This window comes from Lactococcus sp. KTH0-1S (assembly GCF_052544945.1).
On sequence record NZ_CP195165.1, the window covers coordinates 395226 to 413534 of the forward strand.

General features: G+C 35.4%; 18 protein-coding genes and 1 pseudogene. 17 read left to right on the forward strand and 2 right to left on the reverse strand.

All coding sequences use genetic code 11. The annotated features are described in order from the left end of the window. Positions 1-32: 32 nt before the first annotated feature. The 5 genes from tmk (at position 33) to rsmI (ending at position 3689) form a co-directional block, all read left to right on the forward strand. On the forward strand, positions 33-668 hold the full coding sequence (gene tmk, locus ACRYLU_RS01980; RefSeq protein ID WP_058206001.1) for a dTMP kinase: 636 nt from the start codon (positions 33-35) through the stop codon (positions 666-668). A gap of 132 nt (positions 669-800) precedes the next feature. Beyond that, the gene (locus tag ACRYLU_RS01985; protein ID WP_038599199.1) at positions 801-1661 is read left to right on the forward strand and encodes a DNA polymerase III subunit delta'; all 861 of its coding nucleotides are present in this window, start codon (positions 801-803) and stop codon (positions 1659-1661) included. A 51-nt stretch (positions 1662-1712) separates the two neighbouring features. Next, entirely contained in the window at positions 1713-2495 is a 783-nt protein-coding gene (gene ricT, locus ACRYLU_RS01990) for a PSP1 domain-containing protein (RefSeq protein ID WP_038599202.1), read from the forward strand. Next, the gene (gene yabA / locus ACRYLU_RS01995) at positions 2488-2814 is read left to right on the forward strand and encodes a DNA replication initiation control protein YabA (RefSeq protein WP_003131570.1); all 327 of its coding nucleotides are present in this window, start codon (positions 2488-2490) and stop codon (positions 2812-2814) included. Before ricT ends, yabA begins: the two co-directional genes overlap by 8 nt. Further along, a complete protein-coding gene (gene rsmI, locus ACRYLU_RS02000) occupies positions 2814-3689 on the forward strand; it encodes a 16S rRNA (cytidine(1402)-2'-O)-methyltransferase (RefSeq protein ID WP_038599205.1) in 876 nt (291 codons plus the stop codon). Before yabA ends, rsmI begins: the two co-directional genes overlap by 1 nt. A gap of 76 nt (positions 3690-3765) precedes the next feature. Here rsmI and ACRYLU_RS02005 read toward each other — a convergent pair whose 3' ends face one another. Both ACRYLU_RS02005 and mvk read right to left on the reverse strand, forming a co-directional pair. Further along, positions 3766-3957, reverse strand: a complete 192-nt coding sequence (locus ACRYLU_RS02005) for a hypothetical protein (protein ID WP_003131566.1) — start codon at positions 3955-3957, stop codon at positions 3766-3768. Positions 3958-4019: 62 nt separating this feature from the next. Then, positions 4020-4952, reverse strand: a complete 933-nt coding sequence (gene mvk / locus ACRYLU_RS02010; RefSeq protein WP_038599208.1) for a mevalonate kinase — start codon at positions 4950-4952, stop codon at positions 4020-4022. Between the two features lie 304 nt (positions 4953-5256). Between mvk and mvaD the strand changes: the two genes are divergently transcribed. The 12 genes and pseudogenes from mvaD to ACRYLU_RS02070 all read left to right on the forward strand — a co-directional run bounded on the left by mvaD (position 5257) and on the right by ACRYLU_RS02070 (position 18252). After that, positions 5257-6213 carry a diphosphomevalonate decarboxylase gene (gene mvaD / locus ACRYLU_RS02015; protein WP_153241695.1) on the forward strand — a complete coding sequence of 319 codons (957 nt, stop codon included), beginning with the start codon at positions 5257-5259 and terminating at the stop codon, positions 6211-6213. Then, on the forward strand, positions 6200-7189 hold the full coding sequence (locus tag ACRYLU_RS02020; RefSeq protein ID WP_445081125.1) for a mevalonate kinase family protein: 990 nt from the start codon (positions 6200-6202) through the stop codon (positions 7187-7189). Before mvaD ends, ACRYLU_RS02020 begins: the two co-directional genes overlap by 14 nt. Before the next feature lie 52 nt (positions 7190-7241). Further along, positions 7242-8285, forward strand: coding sequence for a type 2 isopentenyl-diphosphate Delta-isomerase (gene fni / locus ACRYLU_RS02025; protein ID WP_445081126.1), 1044 nt, complete (start codon positions 7242-7244; stop codon positions 8283-8285). Positions 8286-8442: 157 nt separating this feature from the next. Continuing rightward, positions 8443-9063 (forward strand): superoxide dismutase, encoded by a 621-nt coding sequence (locus ACRYLU_RS02030; protein WP_003131560.1) that lies wholly within the window; start codon positions 8443-8445, stop codon positions 9061-9063. A gap of 248 nt (positions 9064-9311) precedes the next feature. Next, positions 9312-11666, forward strand: a pseudogene (locus ACRYLU_RS02035) (carbon starvation CstA family protein). Between the two features lie 301 nt (positions 11667-11967). Beyond that, entirely contained in the window at positions 11968-13308 is a 1341-nt protein-coding gene (locus tag ACRYLU_RS02040; protein ID WP_098393177.1) for a DEAD/DEAH box helicase, read from the forward strand. A 3-nt stretch (positions 13309-13311) separates the two neighbouring features. Beyond that, entirely contained in the window at positions 13312-13896 is a 585-nt protein-coding gene (locus tag ACRYLU_RS02045; RefSeq protein WP_445081127.1) for a YdcF family protein, read from the forward strand. 156 nt (positions 13897-14052) lie between these two features. Continuing rightward, the gene (locus ACRYLU_RS02050; protein WP_010905323.1) at positions 14053-14799 is read left to right on the forward strand and encodes a MurR/RpiR family transcriptional regulator; all 747 of its coding nucleotides are present in this window, start codon (positions 14053-14055) and stop codon (positions 14797-14799) included. Between the two features lie 240 nt (positions 14800-15039). After that, a complete protein-coding gene (locus tag ACRYLU_RS02055; protein ID WP_003131553.1) occupies positions 15040-15366 on the forward strand; it encodes a PTS sugar transporter subunit IIB in 327 nt (108 codons plus the stop codon). A gap of 84 nt (positions 15367-15450) precedes the next feature. Beyond that, positions 15451-15801 (forward strand): PTS lactose/cellobiose transporter subunit IIA, encoded by a 351-nt coding sequence (locus tag ACRYLU_RS02060; RefSeq protein WP_003131552.1) that lies wholly within the window; start codon positions 15451-15453, stop codon positions 15799-15801. Between the two features lie 90 nt (positions 15802-15891). After that, on the forward strand, positions 15892-16623 hold the full coding sequence (locus tag ACRYLU_RS02065; protein ID WP_012897241.1) for a MurR/RpiR family transcriptional regulator: 732 nt from the start codon (positions 15892-15894) through the stop codon (positions 16621-16623). Positions 16624-16914: 291 nt separating this feature from the next. Next, positions 16915-18252, forward strand: coding sequence for a PTS sugar transporter subunit IIC (locus tag ACRYLU_RS02070; protein WP_038599234.1), 1338 nt, complete (start codon positions 16915-16917; stop codon positions 18250-18252). Positions 18253-18309: the final 57 nt, after the last annotated feature.

Consider the following 18309-nt stretch of genomic DNA (forward strand, 5'->3'; position numbering starts at 1 on the left):
AAAATGTTTGTTTTTTTGGTATAATAGAGGCTATGAACGGAATTTTAATTTCCCTTGAGGGACCCGATGGAGCAGGAAAAACAACGGTTTTAAAAGAAATTTTACCTGAAATCCAAAAAATGAAGCGTGAAATTGTCGCCACTCGTGAACCAGGCGGTGTTCGAGTGGCGGAAGAAATTCGCCAAATTATTCTTGATCCAAAAAATACAGAAATTGATTCTAAAACTGAGTTAATGCTTTTTGCGGCGGCGCGTCGTTTACATATGCAAGAAAAAATGTTGCCAGCTTTACAAGCGGGTAAAATTGTCATTGTTGACCGATTTATTGATTCATCTGTCGCCTATCAGGGATATGGCCGTGATTTGGGTGTCGAAGTTGTTGATTGGCTTAACTATTTTGCAACAGATGGGTTGAAGCCTGATTTGACGCTTTATTTTGATGTTGATACGGATGTTGCCCTTGAGCGAATTATGAAAAATCGAGCTGATGAGGTAAATCGTTTAGATTTGGAAAGAGCTGAGATGCATCGTAAAGTTCGGGAAGGTTATTTGGAGATTGTTGCAAAAGAACCTGAGCGTTTTGTAAAAATAGATGCAAGTCAACCTTTAGAAAAAGTCGTAGCTGATACACTTTCCGTCCTCAAAAAAAGATTTGTCAGTGAATTTTAAAGACAATTTAATCTGTCAGCAAAATTAAGAATGCTAAAAAATACTTACATTTTTCAAAAAAGGAGGATGTTAAATAGTTTTTTTTATTTTGTTATTTAGACTAGATTTGGTAAATATTTAGAAAGGTTTCTTGTGGAAATAAGAGATATTCAGCCTCAACTTTATAAGCAGTTCTCAACGATTTTGCAACATGGAAAATTAAGTCATGCTTATTTATTTTCAGGTGGATTTGGTTCTTTTGAATTAGCAATCTGGCTGAGTCAAGCCTTATTTTGTGAGAATCCTGAAAATGCTTTGCCTTGTGGTCATTGTCGTTCTTGTCGTCTTGTTGCACAACAAGAATTTACTGACTTACATATCGTTGAACCTGATGGACAAACGATTAAAACGGCACAAATTCGGGAGCTGACACAGGTTTTCAATGAATCTGGTTATGAGGGAAATCAACAGGTGCTTTTAATTAAGGAAGCTGAAAAAATGCATCCTAATGCAGCAAATGCTCTATTGAAATCAATTGAAGAACCAGAAACAGAAATTGTTGTTTTTTTACTGACAGACAATGAAAATATGATTTTACAAACAATAAAATCACGGACACAAATTATTAATTTTCAAAAAAATGTTCAATACTTACAAGATTTTTTGGAAAAGAATGGTATTTTAAAAACACAAGCAGAACTTCTTGCGGAAATCTGTAATTCGACTGACAAAGCATTAGAATTAGCTCAGCAGAGCTGGTTTATCGAAGGACTTCAAAGACTTCAACAATTTGTAAAACTTTTAAAAAAATCTGCTGACGAGGCGTTCTTGTATTTGAAAGAATTAGTCGAAATTTTTGATGACAAAGAAAAACAAAATCAAGCGTTTGAACTTTTATTACAACTTTTTAATCAAGAAAGAATGAGTCAGGAACTTTTAAAAACATTTCAGGCAATAAAAATGTGGAAAAGCAATGTCCGATTTGAGTCAAGTTTAACTTTTATTGTTTTATGAAACTTGTCAAACTTATCCTTTGATTGAAAAATCTTATATCAGGAGAATATTATGATTTATGAAATAAAATTTGCACATGGCGAATCAAATGTATTTGCAATAAGTGATATAGAACTTGCTCCACAAACAGAAGTTATCCTTCGTTCAGATAAGGGAAACTTTTACGGAAAAATTGTACGTGAAATTTCTGAAGAAGCGAATCTTGAAATTCACCACACGATTGTGCGTAAAGTAAATGAGGATGATCTCCAAGTTATTGCAAAACTTGAGGAACGTTCTAAACAAGCCAAAGATAAAGTTCGCCAACTTGTCATCGAACAAGGTTTGGAAATGAAAATTATTGATGTTGCTTATAATTTTGACCAAATGCAACTTTTTATTTCGTTTACGGCAGAGAATCGTGTTGATTTTCGATTGCTTTTGCGTGAGTTGGCAACAACTTTCAGAATCAGGATTGAACTTCGCCAAATTGGGCCAAGAGATGCGGCGAAAATTCATGGTGGACTTGGACCTTGTGGGCGTCCTTTGTGCTGTTCTGAGTTTGTTTATGAATTTCCAAATGTTTCAATCAAAATGGCCAAAAATCAAAATCTATCTTTGAAACAAAATAAATTAAACGGTCTTTGTGGTCGTTTGATGTGCTGTTTAACTTATGAAGATAGTTTTTATAAAGAAGCCCAACAACTTTTCCCAGATTTTGGTGAGTTTGTAACTACTTCAGAGGGAAAAGGAAAAGTTGTTGGCTTAAATGTTTTAAAAAATAGAGTAAAAATCCGCTTTGGAGAATATAGCAAGGATTTTGAACTTGCAGAAATTGAGGTGAATCATGGCTGATAAATATGATGTTTTCGACCAACTGGGCGAACTTGAAAATACATTAAATACCACATTAACGCAAATTTCAGGAATTCGCCAAGTGCTTGAATCATCAATGACTGAAAATGCAACCTTACGCATGGAATTAGAAAAATTGCGTGACCGTTTGGCAGAATTTGAGAAAAAAGAAGTTAAAAAAGAAACGCCTAAAGACCAGCCAAATCCTAACTTGATTCAAATTTTTAATGAAGGTTTCCATGTTTGTCATCTGCATTATGCAGAACGATTGGCTGAAGGGGAATCTTGTTTAGATTGTTTGGAGCTTTTGTATCGCTGATGGAAAATAAATTTAGTATTCAACGGTCATTTAAAGGCCTAAAAACTGCTGGAAGTCTTTATTTGGTTCCAACACCAATTGGCAATATGCAAGATATGACTCTACGTTCTCTTGAAACTTTGAAAACTGTAGATTTGATTTGTTCAGAAGATACGCGAAATACTTTGCGCCTTTTAAACCATTTTGAAATTAAAGTTCCGCAAGAGTCGTTTCATGAACATAATTCCCAAGAAAAAATTCCTAAATTAATTGATTTTTTGAAAAAAGGACAATCTATTGCACAGGTTTCTGATGCTGGAATGCCTTCAATTTCTGACCCAGGCCATGATTTAGTTTTAGCTGCAATTGATGAAGGAATTGATGTTATCGCTCTTCCTGGTGCCTCAGCAGGAATTACTGCCTTGATTGCCTCAGGATTAGTTCCTCAACCTCATATTTTTTATGGCTTTCTTCCTAGAAAAAAAGGGGAGCAACAAAAGTTCTTGAAAAGTAAGCTTTCTTATCCAGAAACACAAATTTTCTATGAAAGTCCTTTTAGAGTTGGGGATACTTTGGCTAACATGCAGGAAATTTATGGGGATAGAGAAGTTGTTTTAGTTCGCGAATTAACGAAAATTTATGAAGAATATCGTCGTGGTAAGATTTCAGAGGTTTTGAAATCTTTAACGGACCAACCAATAAAAGGGGAATGTCTAATTATTGTTTCAGGAGCGGATGAAGTGGCTCAAGAAGTTCAAGAGCCAGAATTGACAGCGCTCGAAGCAGTTAAAGTTTTAGTTGAACAAAATGTAAAACCCAATGTTGCCATTAAACAAATTGCTAAAGAACGAGGTCTAAATCGTCAAGAATTATATGCAGAATTTCATGACTTATAAGTAAAAAGTTACTAACAGGCAGTCTGTCAGTAACTTTTTTATATTTTTGATTGATTAACATTTCTGTCAGTAAAATTTAACAGTGTCCGTCAACATTTTCGTTAATCCATTTTTGATTTTCTTCATCAAAAATTCTTAAAGAATGTTGTGAACGTACAAAATCAATGATTTCTTTACGATTTAGCTTTGTTTTACTGACAGCCGAGCCAACAGTAACAATTTCCATTTTTTCGATGAGTGATTGAAGAATTTCGTATTGATTTTCCATAAGTTATCCTTAGTGCAAATTGATAGATTCATTATAACAAAAAAAGATGGTCATCAACCATCTTAAAAAGAGTAAATCCAAGTATTTTTAGCGCCATTTTTTAGAAGACGTTGACTGATACGAATAGCATCTTTTTCATTTTCAGCAAGAGCAACCATGACACCACCTAGCCCTGAACCAGTTAATTTAGCACCAAGTGCACCATTTTTACGAGCAGTTTCGACTAAATTATCTAGACGTGGATGAGAAACTCCCAAATCAGATAATCTTTCGTGAGCTTTATTCATGACATGACCAAATTCTTTGAGTTTGTCTGTCATCAAAAAATCTTTTGAATCGGTCGCTAATTGACCTAAATGATTAATTGAATCTTGTGTTTTTTCTTTTTCTTCAACAAGTTTTTCGCGAACAATATTGATGGCTTGACTCGTAAAGCCGTGAACACCAGTATCGCCAATCACGATAAAACCATGAAGATTGAGTTCAAAGGGTTCAATTGTGCTGTCTTTAATAAACCACAAAGGGTGTTCAGAATTTACAGTTGCCACATCAATTCCAGAGGATTTTCCGTGAGTAATATTTTCTGAAAAGTTGGCATAAAAGAGTAAATCTTTTTGCGGAAGTTCAGCATCAAAGAAATCATAAAAAGCTCTGGTAATGGCAGTTGCCAATGAAGCAGAAGCTCCCAAGCCACGTCCTTGAGGAATATTTGAATCAATTTCTAAAGAGAATGGCATTTTTGATGAATGAAATTTAGAGAGTAAGCGCATAATGAGTTGACGAATTCCTTCAAATTCATCTCCCATTAAATCAAGTCTTCTACGAAATTCGTTATTTTCAATGTATTGGCCATATTTTGATGAGGTAATTGTCACTGTAGTTTTAAGAATTGTTACAGGTAAGGCAATTGCTGGCTGACCATATACAACGGAATGTTCTCCAATTAAGATTAGTTTGGAATGGGCAATTCCCGTCCCAATTTTATTGATAGTCATTATTAACAATTCTCCTGCTAGATTAGTTTATCATTTTGAAAATGTGAACTGTAAATTAGCATATTTTGGTTAAATTAAAGTTTTATCGAAGGAAAATTTGATAAACTTTTTCCAATATCATAATTATGAATACAAAAACGTACCTGACAATTTTATAAAATTTCCTCTTGAAAATCAAGTTTTTGTTTCTCTTTTGGCAGTAAATTCATCATTTAGTCTGAAAAAATGTATTTTTTAGTGTAAAAAATAACTTATTGAAATGATAGGAGAGAAGAAAGAATCAAATTTTTGATATAATAGTCTCATGAAAAATATTGTTACTGCAAGGGCGCATACAAATATCGCCTTGATTAAATATTGGGGAAAAGCGGATATCGCTCTAAATATTCCAACAACCTCTTCTTTGTCAATGACTCTGGAGCCATTTTATACAACAACCTCTGTTGAATTTACTGACAATGAGTCTGATTCCTTGATTTTGAATTCTGAAGTGGCAGATAGCAGCCGTGTCAGTCAATTTTTGGAAATGATGCGTGGACAATATGGAAATTTCCCTAAAGTAATGATTCAATCAGAAAATCATGTGCCAACAGCTGCTGGTTTGGCTTCAAGTGCTTCAAGTTTTGCTGCTCTGACGGCTGCTATGTTTGGACTTTTAGATTTAGAAAAAGATGATTCAGAAATGTCACGAATAGCTAGACGCGGTTCAGGGTCAGCTTCTCGGTCAATTTTTGGAAATTTTTCAGTTTGGAATAAAGGAGAAAATCATCAATCTTCCTTTGCGGAATCTTTTTACAACGAAGATATTGGTCTTTCAATGATTGTTGCTGAAATCTCTGCTGAAAAGAAAAAAATGTCGTCAACTAAGGGCATGCAATTGGCACAAACTGCACCAACTTACAGTGCTTGGGTTGAAAAATCAGCCATTCAACTGGAAGAAATGAAGCAGGCCATTTTAAATGCTGATATTGAAAAAGTTGGTCTAATTGCTCAGGATAATGCATTAGGCATGCATGAACAAAATCGTCTCTCTAACCAACCTTTTGATTACTTCACGCAAGAAACAAGACGCGTGATTGACTTTGTGAATCAGGCTTATCAATCAGGATTGCTTGCTTTTGTGACTATCGATGCCGGCCCAAACGTCAAAATTATTACTGACCACGCGACTGAAAAAATTCTCTTAGCTAAATTACAAGCGGAATTTCCAGAATTAACATTTGATATCGCACGTGCTGGGGGCGCTTATGAATATCTCTGAGAAGAAAATGACAAACAAAGTGCCAGGAAAACTTTTTTTTGCGGGAGAATATTCGGTCACAAAAGAAGGAAATCTCGCGCTTATCACAACAATTGAAACAAATTTTGAAGTAAGAATTTCAGCTACTACAGGGAAATCAATTTTCAAAACAAATGTTGGACTGTCTGATTTTGAATTTTCTTTGTCTAAAATTGAATTTACTAAAGAAAATCCGTGGAATTTTGCACTGACAGCTTTAAAAAATACTTTGTCAGCTGCTGACAGCATTGAAAAAAATTCTGTCAGTAAAATTTTATCTTCATCTCCAGAAATATCTCTTGAGATTGTCAGTGATTTAGGCTTTGGTGAAAATAAAAAAGGCTACGGCTCAAGTGCTTCAGTCGTTTGTGGTCTAGTTAATGCAGTCAATCAGTTTTTTGATTTGCAGTTGTCACTTGAAAAACGTTTTGAAATTGCCGCAAAAACGCATTTTGAAGTTCAAGGCTCAGGTTCAATGGGCGATATTGCTGCTATTATGTATGGTGGTTCTGTTTTTTATCAAAATCATAAGCGAGTCATACCTCTCGAAATTCCTTGGGCAACTTATGTGGTTCAAACAGGAAAAGCGGCAAAAACGAGTGAAAAAATAAAAATAAAGCTTTCTGATGAATTTTATCAAGCTTCAAATGAGCTGGTCATTGAATTGGCAACGGCGATTGACATTCAAGATTTTGCTTTATTCAAAGAAAAGTTATCAGAAAATCAACTTTTGCTTTTGGAGAATATTCCAGAAGGCTATATGACTAAAGAATTAGCTATTGCTTTAAACTTACTCAATAGCTATCCTGAATTTGCTGCTAAAATCTCTGGGGCTGGTTTTGGGGAGAATATTATTTTATTTGCTCAAAATACCCAAGCTATTGCTGAAGTCCAAAATAAATTATCGGAATATGGAATCAATCTTGAAAAATTTAAGGTTGCTCAAAAAAATAACTGAGATAAGTCTGCTAAAAAAGCAGGTTAGATTTTAATGAATTGAGAAATAACTGATGAAAACTGAAAAAGAAATCCATCAACATCGCAAAGATGAACACATATCGTTAGCTTATAAATATTGGCGTGAAGAAAAAAATCAGACCTCGGGCCTGACTTTTTCTGATAGTCGAATCATTCCTAATAGTTTGCCAGAATTATCTACTGAAAAAATCAACTTTTCATCAGAAGTATTTGGACAGAATTTTGAATTTCCTTTTTATATTGAAGCGATGACTGGTGGAACAGAGCGAGCAGATAAAATCAACCGTCAATTAGCAGAAATTGCGAAAAATCAACATTTAGCCATGGCGGTCGGCTCTCAATCGATTGCTTTGAAATTTCCAGAATTAGCTGCTGGTTTCAGTGAAGTTCGTAAAATTCACTCTTCTGGTTTTCTTTTTGCCAATATCGGCGCAGGTCATTCTCTAGAAAATGCCAGGCGAGCAGTGGATATGATTGAGGCAAATGCTTTAGAAATCCATGTCAATACAGCGCAAGAATTGCCAATGGATGAAGGAGACCGTGAATTTTATTGGTTAGAAAATATTAATGAAATTGCAAGTCAATTAGAAGTTCCAGTCATTGTCAAAGAGGTCGGTTTTGGAATTTCACAAAAAACCTTTAAAGCACTCGCAAAAACAGCTGTCTCAGGAATAAATATTGGGGGAGCTGGCGGAACTAATTTTGCTTGGATTGAACGTAAACGGAGTAAAAATGGTTTTAACTTGGATGAATTTGGTTTGTCAACGCTTGAGAGTCTTTTAGAAGCTAAAATGGCTGATAATAGAAAAAGTTTGATTGCAACAGGTGGAATTACTTCGGCTCAAGAGATTTTTAAATCTTTAATTTTAGGGGCTGATTTGTCAAGTTCTGCTGGTTTTATCTTGAAAAATCTTATGCAAACAGGGCCTGAAAAAGTAGAAGAAGTTATTGAACAATGGAAACAAGATTTAAATAAATTATTTGTTTTAACTGGTTCAAAAAATATTGAAGAATGTCGAAAGGTTGAGCTCCTTTACTCGACTAATATGCTTAATTTTATCCAACAAAGAAAATAATAAATTACAAATCAAATCATTTGGCAATGGTTTCAAAAACGACTATAATGAGAATAGAATTAAAAAAATAAACTAACTGAATTCATTCTCAATCTAGTCAAAATATCAAAGTATTAAGACTTCAAAATGGGTTCACATCTTAAAAGGAGAAATTACTATGGCATTTACATTACCTGAACTTCCATACGCGCCAAATGCGCTTGAACCTTTCTTTGATGAAGCAACAATGCGTTTGCATCATGGAAAACATCATCAAACTTATGTGAATAATCTTAATGCAGCAATTGAAAAACATAATGAACTTGATGACCTTAGCCTTGAAGAATTATTGACAGATTTGTCAGCAATTCCAGAAGACATTCGTACAGCTGTTCGTAACAATGGTGGTGGTCATTTGAACCATAGTCAATTCTGGCTTTGGCTTCGTCCAAACACTGACGGTTCTGAAAACCATGCTGACGGCGAAATTGGGGATGCAATTGCGAAAGAATTTGGTAGTTTTGAAACTTTCAAAACAGAATTTAAAGCTGCAGCCACAGGTCGTTTTGGTTCAGGATGGGCTTGGTTAGTTGTTGATGAAGCTGGAAAATTGAAAGTTGTATCAACTGCAAATCAAGATAATCCAATTTCTGAAGGGTTGACACCAGTTTTAGGACTTGATGTTTGGGAACATGCTTACTATCTTAAATATCACAATGTACGTCCTGATTACATTGAAGCATTCTTTAATCTTGTAAACTGGGATAAAGTTAACGAACTTTATGCTAAAGCAAAATAAAATGATGAATGAGGCGCTCCTTTAAGGAGAGCCTTTTTTTATTTTACAGAAACCTTTTTTAATGTTAGACTATTCTTTTGAAAATTTATCTTATTTTTACAAAAAGATGTTTTAAGGAGATTTTTTTAAACATAAATGTTTATATTTTTGATTAAATAGTGCTAAAATGTTATTGTAATCGGTTACATTTTTGTTTTAAAAAATATGGAAGGTCAAATGCATTGATATGTGCATAGGAATAGAGGATTATGAAAGATATTGGAAACTCTTCAAACTTTACCGAAGAAGAAGAGCTATTTTTGTTGCGGAATAAACAAGGAAAAATTGTCGGAATTAAAGATTTAAAGCAGGCAAATTTTCAAGAAACAATGAAAGACTGGAAAAAACATTTACCAAAACCCAGTATTCTATCAATTATCATTTGGGTGGCGGTCGCTTTACTAGGCGGTCTTGCTTGGTCGTTGATTGCTCTGGCTCAAGGAGAGACGATTAATGCGATTTGGTTTGTTATTGCAGCAGTATGTTCTTATTTGATTGGCTATCGTTTTTATGCTTTATATATTCAACGTAAGATTATGCGTCCAAATGATTTACGGGCAACCCCTTCGGAAAGCCATAATGACGGAAAAGAATTCGACCCAACCAATCGAGTTGTTTTATTCGGTCACCATTTTGCTTCAATTGCTGGAGCTGGGCCTTTGGTTGGACCAGTTTTAGCGGCACAAATGGGTTACTTACCAGGGACAATTTGGATTATTTTCGGAGTTATTTTTGCCGGAGGGGTACAAGATATGCTTGTTCTCTGATATTCTCATCGTCGTCGAGCAAAATCTATTGGGGCAATGGCTCATGATGAAGTTGGCAGATTTGCTGGTGGCTTGACTTCATTTATTGTCTTTATCATGACAATGATTGTGCTTGCTGTTTTGGCTTTGATTTGTGTGACGGCGATGGCAAATTCTGCTTGGGCAGTCTTTTCAATTGGGATGACCATTCCAATTGCCTTATTAATGGGAATTTATTTGAAATATATTCGCCCAGGGCACGTGAATGAAATTTCAGCGATTGGTTTTATTCTCCTTCTAGTTGCTATTTTTGGTGGCCGTTGGGTTTCAGAATCTTCATTTGCGCATATTTTCATGCTTTCGCCAACCGCTTTAGTTTGGTGGGTCATGGGCTATACTTTTATTGCAGCCATTATCCCCGCTTGGATTTTACTTACACCACGTGATTACTTATCCATGTTCATGAAAATTGGTACAATTGCTGTTTTAGCAATAGCTGTAGTTGGTGTGCGTCCAGATGTTACGATTCCAGCTCTGACTAATTTTGCACATAATACAGATGGCCCTGCTTTTGCCGGTTCCCTCTTTCCCTTCTTATTTGTTACGATTGCCTGTGGAGCCTTGTCTGGTTTCCATGTAATGATGTCTTCCGGAACAACGCCTCATTTGATTGCTAAAGAGTCACAAACGCGAATGATTGGTTATGGTGGGATGCTCTTTGAATCATTTGTTGCTATTATGGCTTTAGTCGCTGCGATTTCTCTTAATCCTGGAATTTATTATTCTATGAATACCCCTCAAGCTAGTATTCAAAAACTCGCAGCTTCAAGTTATCAAGCAGATAAAAGTGCTGAATATAATGCTGCTAAAGCAATTCCAAATGTAGCCATGATGCCTGACGGTTCAAAACTCAGTATTGACTGGGAAGGAACGACTGGTGAAAAAGCACTTGAGCAAGTGGCAAAAGATGTAGGTGAGCAATCAATCGTTTCACGGACTGGTGGTGCACCAACTTTAGCCGTTTCAATGTCAAATATTTTGCATAAGGTGCCACTTATTGGTGGGACAAATATGATGGGATTCTGGTATCATTTTGCGATTATGTTTGAGGCGCTCTTTATCCTGTCAGCTGTTTCAGCGGCGACAAAATCGACTCGTTATTTACTTAATGATGCTCTGCGTGGCTTCAAAAAATTAGGTCGCTTAGGTGATGATGATTGGTTACCTAGTAAAATTATAACGACAGCAGTGATTGTTGGAGTTTGGGGTGCTTTGCTTTTGATGGGCGTTTCTGATCCGAATGGTGGAATAAAAATCATGTATCCGCTCTTTGGGATTTCTAATCAATTAATTGCGGCGGTTGCTCTGGCTATTGTTTGTGTCATGGTTATCCGTAAAGGTTATCTTAAATGGGTTTGGATTCCAGCACTTCCTTTAGTTTGGGATGTTTGTGTAACTTTTGCCGCCAGTTGGCAAAAAATCTTTTCAAATGATGTCAATATTGGTTACTTTGCTTCTTATTCAGCGGCAAAAGCCCAAGTGGCTTCTGGTAAATTATCTGGTTTAGCATTAACGAATGCGCAAGCAACCATGCGTAATACAATGATTCAAGGAAGTCTGTCAGTCATTTTCTTACTTTGTGTGGCTATATTATTAGTCATTTCTGCCTTTAAAGTTGCTAAAATTTTAAGAACAAATGAAGTTGGTGATAAATTTAGCTCAGAAGAAGTTTTTGAAGAATCAAATCTTTTTGAAACTTCAAGTTTCTGGCCTAGTAAGCTTGAACATAAGGTTTTAAAAAGTAAAGTTAATGAATAATGGAAAATAAAAGTTACTGACAGGATTTCTGTCAGTAACTTTTTATTTATAATATAATCACTGACTTCAACGTTGAACAGCTGTCAGCAATTTTTTCTAATCTTAGCGCCATCAGTAAATTTTAAAAATAAAAATGCTGACAGATTTTAAAAATGAGTTTAAATAGTGGCAAGAACTGGTTTCTTAAATGTTTTTTTTCTGATATAATAGAAAAAAGTCCCTTCCATGGATAAATCAGCAAAAACAGAGATTCGTCATTTTTTAAATGAAACGAATAATCCTCAACAAATGAAAGAAAAAAATGAAATTTACAGACTTTAATTTTAAAGATTATATTAACCAAACGTTAGAGAATATCAAATTTGAAAAACCAACTGAAGTACAAGAAAAATTGATTCCAATTGTTCTCTCAGGCCGTGACCTGGTAGGGGAATCAAAAACTGGTTCAGGAAAAACACACACTTTTTTACTCCCAATTTTCCAAAAAATTGATACTGAGCTTGATGAAGTGCAAGCAGTCATTACGGCTCCTTCACGTGAATTAGCTACTCAAATTTACAAAGCAGCTCAAGAATTTACAAAAGTTAATGACAAGCTTCGTGTTTCAAACTTTGTTGGTGGGACTGATAAGGCCCGTCAAATCAAAAAATTGGAATCATCACAACCACATGTCGTAATTGGAACACCAGGTCGAATCCATGATTTAATCAAATCTAATGCTTTAATTGTGCATACTGCTAATACTTTTGTTGTCGATGAAGCGGATATGACGCTTGACATGGGATTTTTGGCAGATGTTGACCAAATTGCTTCAAGCTTTGGTAAACGCGTGCAAATGCTCGTTTTCTCAGCAACTATTCCTCAAAAACTTCAACCATTTTTGAAAAAATATTTGCATAATCCTGTCATGCAAAAAATTGCCAATAAGACAGTAATTTCAGATACAATTGAAAATTGGCTTGTTTCTACCAAAGGAAGTTCACATAACCAACTTTTGCTCCAATTGACAAAAGCAACAAATCCTTACATGGCAATGATTTTTGCCAATACCAAAGGGCGCGTTGATGACATTCATCATTTCTTGACAAGTAACGGACTTAAAGTTGCAAAAATTCATGGTGATGTCCCGCCACGTGAACGTAAACGGATCATGAATTCAATTAAAAATTTGGATTATCAATATGTTGTGGCAACCGATATTGCTGCGCGTGGAATTGATATTGAAGGTGTATCACACATTATCAATGATGAAATTCCAAAAGATTTAACTTTCTTTGTTCACCGAGTGGGTCGTTCTGGCCGTAATGGATTACAAGGAACAGCCATTACACTCTATAGTCCTTCTGATGATTCAAGTATTCGTGAGATTGAAAAAATGGGTGTTACATTCCAACCAAAAGCTATTAAAGATGGTGAAATTGTTGATTCTTATGACCGTGACCGTCGTGAAAAACGGACGAAAAAACAAGATGAAATTTCAACAAAAACCATTGGTGCCCTTAAAAAAGGTAAAAAACACGTTAAACCAGGTTACAAACGTGCAATTAAATGGCAAATTGAAGAAGATAACAAGAAAAAACGCCGTGCTGAACGTAATAAAAATGCCCGTAAAACACGTGATTCTCGTAAACAAAGTTTCTAATTAATGAAAAAAATTTTTAAGATTATAGGCGCTTTTGTCGGTCTAATTCTTTTGATTTCAGTAATTTGTCTTGCTTTGATTTTTAGTAAATCTACTGACAGAACTGCTGAAAATTCCACAGACATTAAAACAATTTTAGTCCTTGGCTCACGAATAAATCAAAATAAAAAACCAGCCAAGATTACTCAAGAGCGGCTAGATGCAGCACTCTTGCTTGCTAAGAATAATCCGCAAGCCAAAATTATTGTGTCTGGAGCAAAAGGAGCTGACGAGCCTGTTAGTGAAGCTTTTAGTATGAAAAATTATCTGATAAGTCATCATATTAGGGATGACAGAATTATTAGTGAAGATAAGGCGGGGGATACCGCGGAAAATATTTCTTATTCTAAAAAATATTTTGACGGAAAAACCGTGATTGTCACTAGCGATTTTCATCTTTACCGAGCCTTGTATCTAGCAAAACATGAAGGTGTAAAAGTAGAAGGTTTTGCTGCAAAGACAAAAGTCAATAATCTTCTTTATTATCCTAATTATTATGGTCATGAAATTCTTGGCTTAATCTATGCTTTCGTTTTTGGAAAAAGCTAAGAAAATTTCAATTATTATAAGGATAAAAGCTGTCAGTAATTTTTACTGACAGTTTTGCTAAAATTTGGCAAATCCTTTCAAGCAATGATTCTGTCAGTAAATTTTTTAAAGAATTTGTGGCGGAGCTAAATATTTCCAAATACGGAGAGTAAATAAATGATGTTTCTACCCGAACAAATCAGTAAACTTAACGAGCTTGAAACGCTAGTTTTTGATTTTATCATTAAATCACCTGAAGAAGTCCAACAAATGACGATTCGTGATTTAGCAAGTCAAGCCCATGTTTCAACTTCGACAATTGTCCGACTATGTACAAAACTTGGTTTTGAAGGTTGGTCTGATTTAAAATTTTACCTCAAAAATCAACTCAAAGAAAAAACACCAGAAGAGCAACATTATGATAATATGCTCGAATTCAACATGTTTTTACGTCGAATGAATACAGATAATTATCAGGCAAAACTCAATAATGCTGCACAAATGATTGCTAAAGCTGATTATACTGTGTTTTTAGGCTTAGGAACATCTGGTTCATTAAGTGAGTATGCTACTAAATATTTTGTAAACACTGGATTACGAAGCTTCGTTATCTCTGACCCGTTTCAAGCTGTTCAAGTTCAGGGGATGGGAAATGTTGTGGCAGTAATCATGTCTGTGTCAGGGGAAACAGAACAAGTTGTTAATAAAGAATTGGAGTTTAAAGCGGGCGGAGCAAAAATTATTTCGATTACAAATAATGAAGATTGCACCGTTGCTAAACTTGCTGATTACCAACTCTCGTACAATCTTGTTAACGAATGGTCCAAACAGTATCCTTTAGGAAATCTGACCACGCAACTCCCAGTACTAGCTATTTTAGAAATTTTAGCTCATAAATCAATTGATTATCATCTCAAAAAATAATAAATTTGTTCCAAAAAGAGAAACAAATATTTCAAAAAGCTACTATTTGATAGTAGCTTTTTTATTTTATGACAAAAAAGTCGGTTAAAGCTTGCTATAAAGCGAAAATAAACTAACTAACAAATTTTATAAAGCACTTTCAAAAAATAGATAACGCTTGCATTATGAAAATGAAAACGTTATAATTATTTTTATAAAGAACGTTAAATTATAAAACGTTAAGAATAAGGAGAAATAATTATGGCAGATAAAGTTATTGCACTTGCATGTGCAGCCGGTATGTCAACATCACTTTTGGTATCAAAAATGCAAAAAGCAGCAGCAGATAACGGGAAAGATTACGAAATTTTCGCAAAATCAACAGCGGACATTGATAACATGCTTGCCGGAACAGGCTCGCCAAAACCTGACGTTCTTCTTTTAGGCCCACAAGTTGCCTTCATGAAAGGTGAAGTTGCTAAAAAAGCTGAAATCGCTGGTGTTCCAATGGACGTTATCAAAATGCAAGATTATGGAATGATGCGCGGAGATAAAGTTCTTGCAGCAGCTGAAAACTTGATGAATTAAGGTTTGAAAATTTCAAACTTGTGAAAGAGCGAAAGCTCTTTTACTATGTAAAAATCTAAGCAAAAAGAAATGGGAAGATAAGAAATGACTGATAAATACGAGAATCCAACAAGTGATGACTACATGGGTGTTGTAATGGGCATTATCATGAGTGGAGGAAATGCCAAAGGTTTAGCCTTCCAAGCCATTCAACAAGCCAAAGCTGGTGAATTTGCCGAAGCTGAAAGTTCATTAAACGAAGCGAGCGAACAACTTCGTGAAGCACATGACGTTCAGACTGACCTTTTGACACGGTTAGCTCAAGGCGAAAAAATTGGTTGGAATCTCTACATGGTTCATGCTCAAGACCACTTAATGAATGCGATTACCTTTAAAGACCTTGCTGTAGAAGTTGTCGGTCAAGAACAACGCCTGCAAGCACTTGAAAACAAATAATATAGCTCCTAGCTTATTAGAAATGCAAGATTAAAAGTTGCGGAGACGCAACTTTTTTCTAACCAAAAAGTTTAAAGAAGAAAGGAGAGAATGATGAGTTTTTTTGGAAATGTTGACTTTCAAAAATTAACCTACACAGAAAGAACTTGTTATAGTTATTTACGAGATAATGTTGATAAAATTCCTTATATGCGAGTCCGTGACATTGCTCTGGAAGCACACGTTGGAACTTCTAGCGTTATGCGCCTCATTCATAAAATGGGTTATGATTCATATACAGATTTTAAAGAGTACATTATTGATAAAAAAGAATTGGAAAAAGGAAGCTCAAATACGGCAATTCCCTTTTCACTAGATATTTTCTCTAACGATATTGAACAACGTTTGGATAATCTGGCACATCGAGTCATTGAAAGTGACAATATCATTTTTACAGGAGTAGGTTCCAGCGGTTTAATTTGCGATTATGCAGCCAGAAGATTAGCGGGAGTTGGAATTAATACCTTCTCATTTAGTGATGTGACTTATCCAATTGCTTCAAAATTACAAAATACCACCAACACTTTAGTAATTGCTTTATCCATCTCTGGGGAAACAAATGAAATCATTGAAGTACTGACGAGTCTGCGCTCTAATAAAGATGTCTATATTTCATGTATCACACCAAAATTGAATTCAAGTATTGCTGAACTGAGCGATTTTGTCCTCACCTATCGAATTAATGAACACCGAATCAATACGCATTATGATTTGACGAGTCAATTACCAACAGTTTATTTGACTGAGCGTTTAACAGATTTGGTTTATCAATTATCAAATTAAAAAGCCAAATTGGCTTTTTTATCTGCTCAGCCGTTCCCAATCGTTTGATGGATAAAACAAAAAAAGTTAAATTGAGATAACAAATATAATTTGCAAGGCTAATTTTCGCAACCTTAAAGGAAACTTATATGACAATTTTGGCACATTAGTCTTCACGAGTGGTACAGAACCAAAGTTTTGGAAAAACAAGAAACCGCTTTCTTTCTTTTGCTCTTTAGTGTTATAATGAAAATGTAGAAAAGATGAACGTGAAACCAGTTCATCAAAAAAAGTAAAGGAGACTGTTCAACCATGAACAATTTTATTCAAAACAAAATCATGCCTCCAATGATGAAATTTTTGAATACCCGTGCAGTCACGGCAATCAAAAATGGTATGATTTATCCTATTCCATTTATCATTATTGGTTCAGTATTCTTGATTCTTGGTCAATTGCCATTCCAAGCAGGCCAAGACTTCATGAACAAAATCAAATTGGGCCCACTCTTTTTACAAATTAATAATGCTTCATTTGGTATTATGGCCTTGCTTGCCGTATTCGGTATTGCTTACGCGTGGGTTCGAGATGCAGGTTATGAAGGAGTTCCTGCTGGTTTAACTGGTATTATCGTTCACATCTTGTTGCAACCAGACACAATTCATCAAGTAACATCTGTTACTGACCCAACTAAAGTTTCAACTGCTTATCAAGTAGGAGGAGTGATTGACCGAGCTTGGTTAGGTGGGAAAGGGATGGTTCTTTCAATCATCGTCGGACTCTTAGTCGGTTGGATTTACACTGGCTTTATGCGTCGTAACATCACAATTAAAATGCCAGAACAAGTTCCAGAAAATGTTGCGGCATCATTCACTTCACTTGTTCCTGCAGGAGCAATCATTACCTTAGCTGGTGTTGTTCACGGAATTACAACAATCGGATTCAACACAACTTTCATTGAACTAGTTTATAAATGGATTCAAACTCCATTACAACACGTAACTGATGGTCCTGTCGGCGTCTTCGTTATTGCCTTTATGCCAGTATTTATCTGGTGGTTCGGTGTTCACGGAGCGACAATCATCGGTGGGATTATGGGACCATTGCTTCAAGCCAACTCTGCTGACAATGCTGCCCTCTATAAAGCAGGACATCTCAGTCTTTCAAACGGAGCCCACATCGTTACCCAATCATTCATGGACCAATACTTGACAGTTACTGGTTCTGGTTTGACCATTGGGTTGGTTATCTTCCTCTTAGTGAGTGCAAAATCAGTTCAAGGTAAAACTTTAGGACGTATGGAAATTGGACCTGCAGTGTTTAATATTAATGAACCAATTCTCTTTGGTCTTCCTATTGTCTTAAATCCTATTCTTGCAATTCCATTTATCTTAGCACCATTGATTTCAGGAATCTTGACTTACTTAGTGATTTATCTAGGAATCATTCCACCATTTAACGGCGCTTATGTTCCATGGACAACACCTGCAGTCCTTTCAGGATACCTTGTAGGTGGCTGGCAAGGTATGGTTTGGCAAGTTATTATCCTTGCATTGACATCACTTCTCTACTGGCCATTTGCCAAAGCTTATGACAATATTCTTCTTAAAGAAGAAGCTGAAACAGAAGCTGAAATTAATGCTGCTGAATAATAGCAAATTTTAGATGAGCTCAAGAATTCTTGAGCTTATCTTATTAAAAATGATAAT

Coding starts and splice junctions, on each gene's coding strand:
- tmk (WP_058206001.1), top strand. CDS start 33: ATGAACGGAATTTTAATTTCCCTTGAGGGACCCGATGGAGCAGGAAAA.
- ricT (WP_038599202.1), top strand. CDS start 1,713: ATGATTTATGAAATAAAATTTGCACATGGCGAATCAAATGTATTTGCA.
- yabA (WP_003131570.1), top strand. CDS start 2,488: ATGGCTGATAAATATGATGTTTTCGACCAACTGGGCGAACTTGAAAAT.
- rsmI (WP_038599205.1), top strand. CDS start 2,814: ATGGAAAATAAATTTAGTATTCAACGGTCATTTAAAGGCCTAAAAACT.
- ACRYLU_RS02005 (WP_003131566.1), bottom strand. CDS start 3,957: ATGGAAAATCAATACGAAATTCTTCAATCACTCATCGAAAAAATGGAA.
- mvk (WP_038599208.1), bottom strand. CDS start 4,952: ATGACTATCAATAAAATTGGGACGGGAATTGCCCATTCCAAACTAATC.
- mvaD (WP_153241695.1), top strand. CDS start 5,257: ATGAAAAATATTGTTACTGCAAGGGCGCATACAAATATCGCCTTGATT.
- ACRYLU_RS02020 (WP_445081125.1), top strand. CDS start 6,200: ATGAATATCTCTGAGAAGAAAATGACAAACAAAGTGCCAGGAAAACTT.
- fni (WP_445081126.1), top strand. CDS start 7,242: ATGAAAACTGAAAAAGAAATCCATCAACATCGCAAAGATGAACACATA.
- ACRYLU_RS02030 (WP_003131560.1), top strand. CDS start 8,443: ATGGCATTTACATTACCTGAACTTCCATACGCGCCAAATGCGCTTGAA.
- ACRYLU_RS02040 (WP_098393177.1), top strand. CDS start 11,968: ATGAAATTTACAGACTTTAATTTTAAAGATTATATTAACCAAACGTTA.
- ACRYLU_RS02045 (WP_445081127.1), top strand. CDS start 13,312: ATGAAAAAAATTTTTAAGATTATAGGCGCTTTTGTCGGTCTAATTCTT.
- ACRYLU_RS02050 (WP_010905323.1), top strand. CDS start 14,053: ATGATGTTTCTACCCGAACAAATCAGTAAACTTAACGAGCTTGAAACG.
- ACRYLU_RS02055 (WP_003131553.1), top strand. CDS start 15,040: ATGGCAGATAAAGTTATTGCACTTGCATGTGCAGCCGGTATGTCAACA.
- ACRYLU_RS02060 (WP_003131552.1), top strand. CDS start 15,451: ATGACTGATAAATACGAGAATCCAACAAGTGATGACTACATGGGTGTT.
- ACRYLU_RS02065 (WP_012897241.1), top strand. CDS start 15,892: ATGATGAGTTTTTTTGGAAATGTTGACTTTCAAAAATTAACCTACACA.
- ACRYLU_RS02070 (WP_038599234.1), top strand. CDS start 16,915: ATGAACAATTTTATTCAAAACAAAATCATGCCTCCAATGATGAAATTT.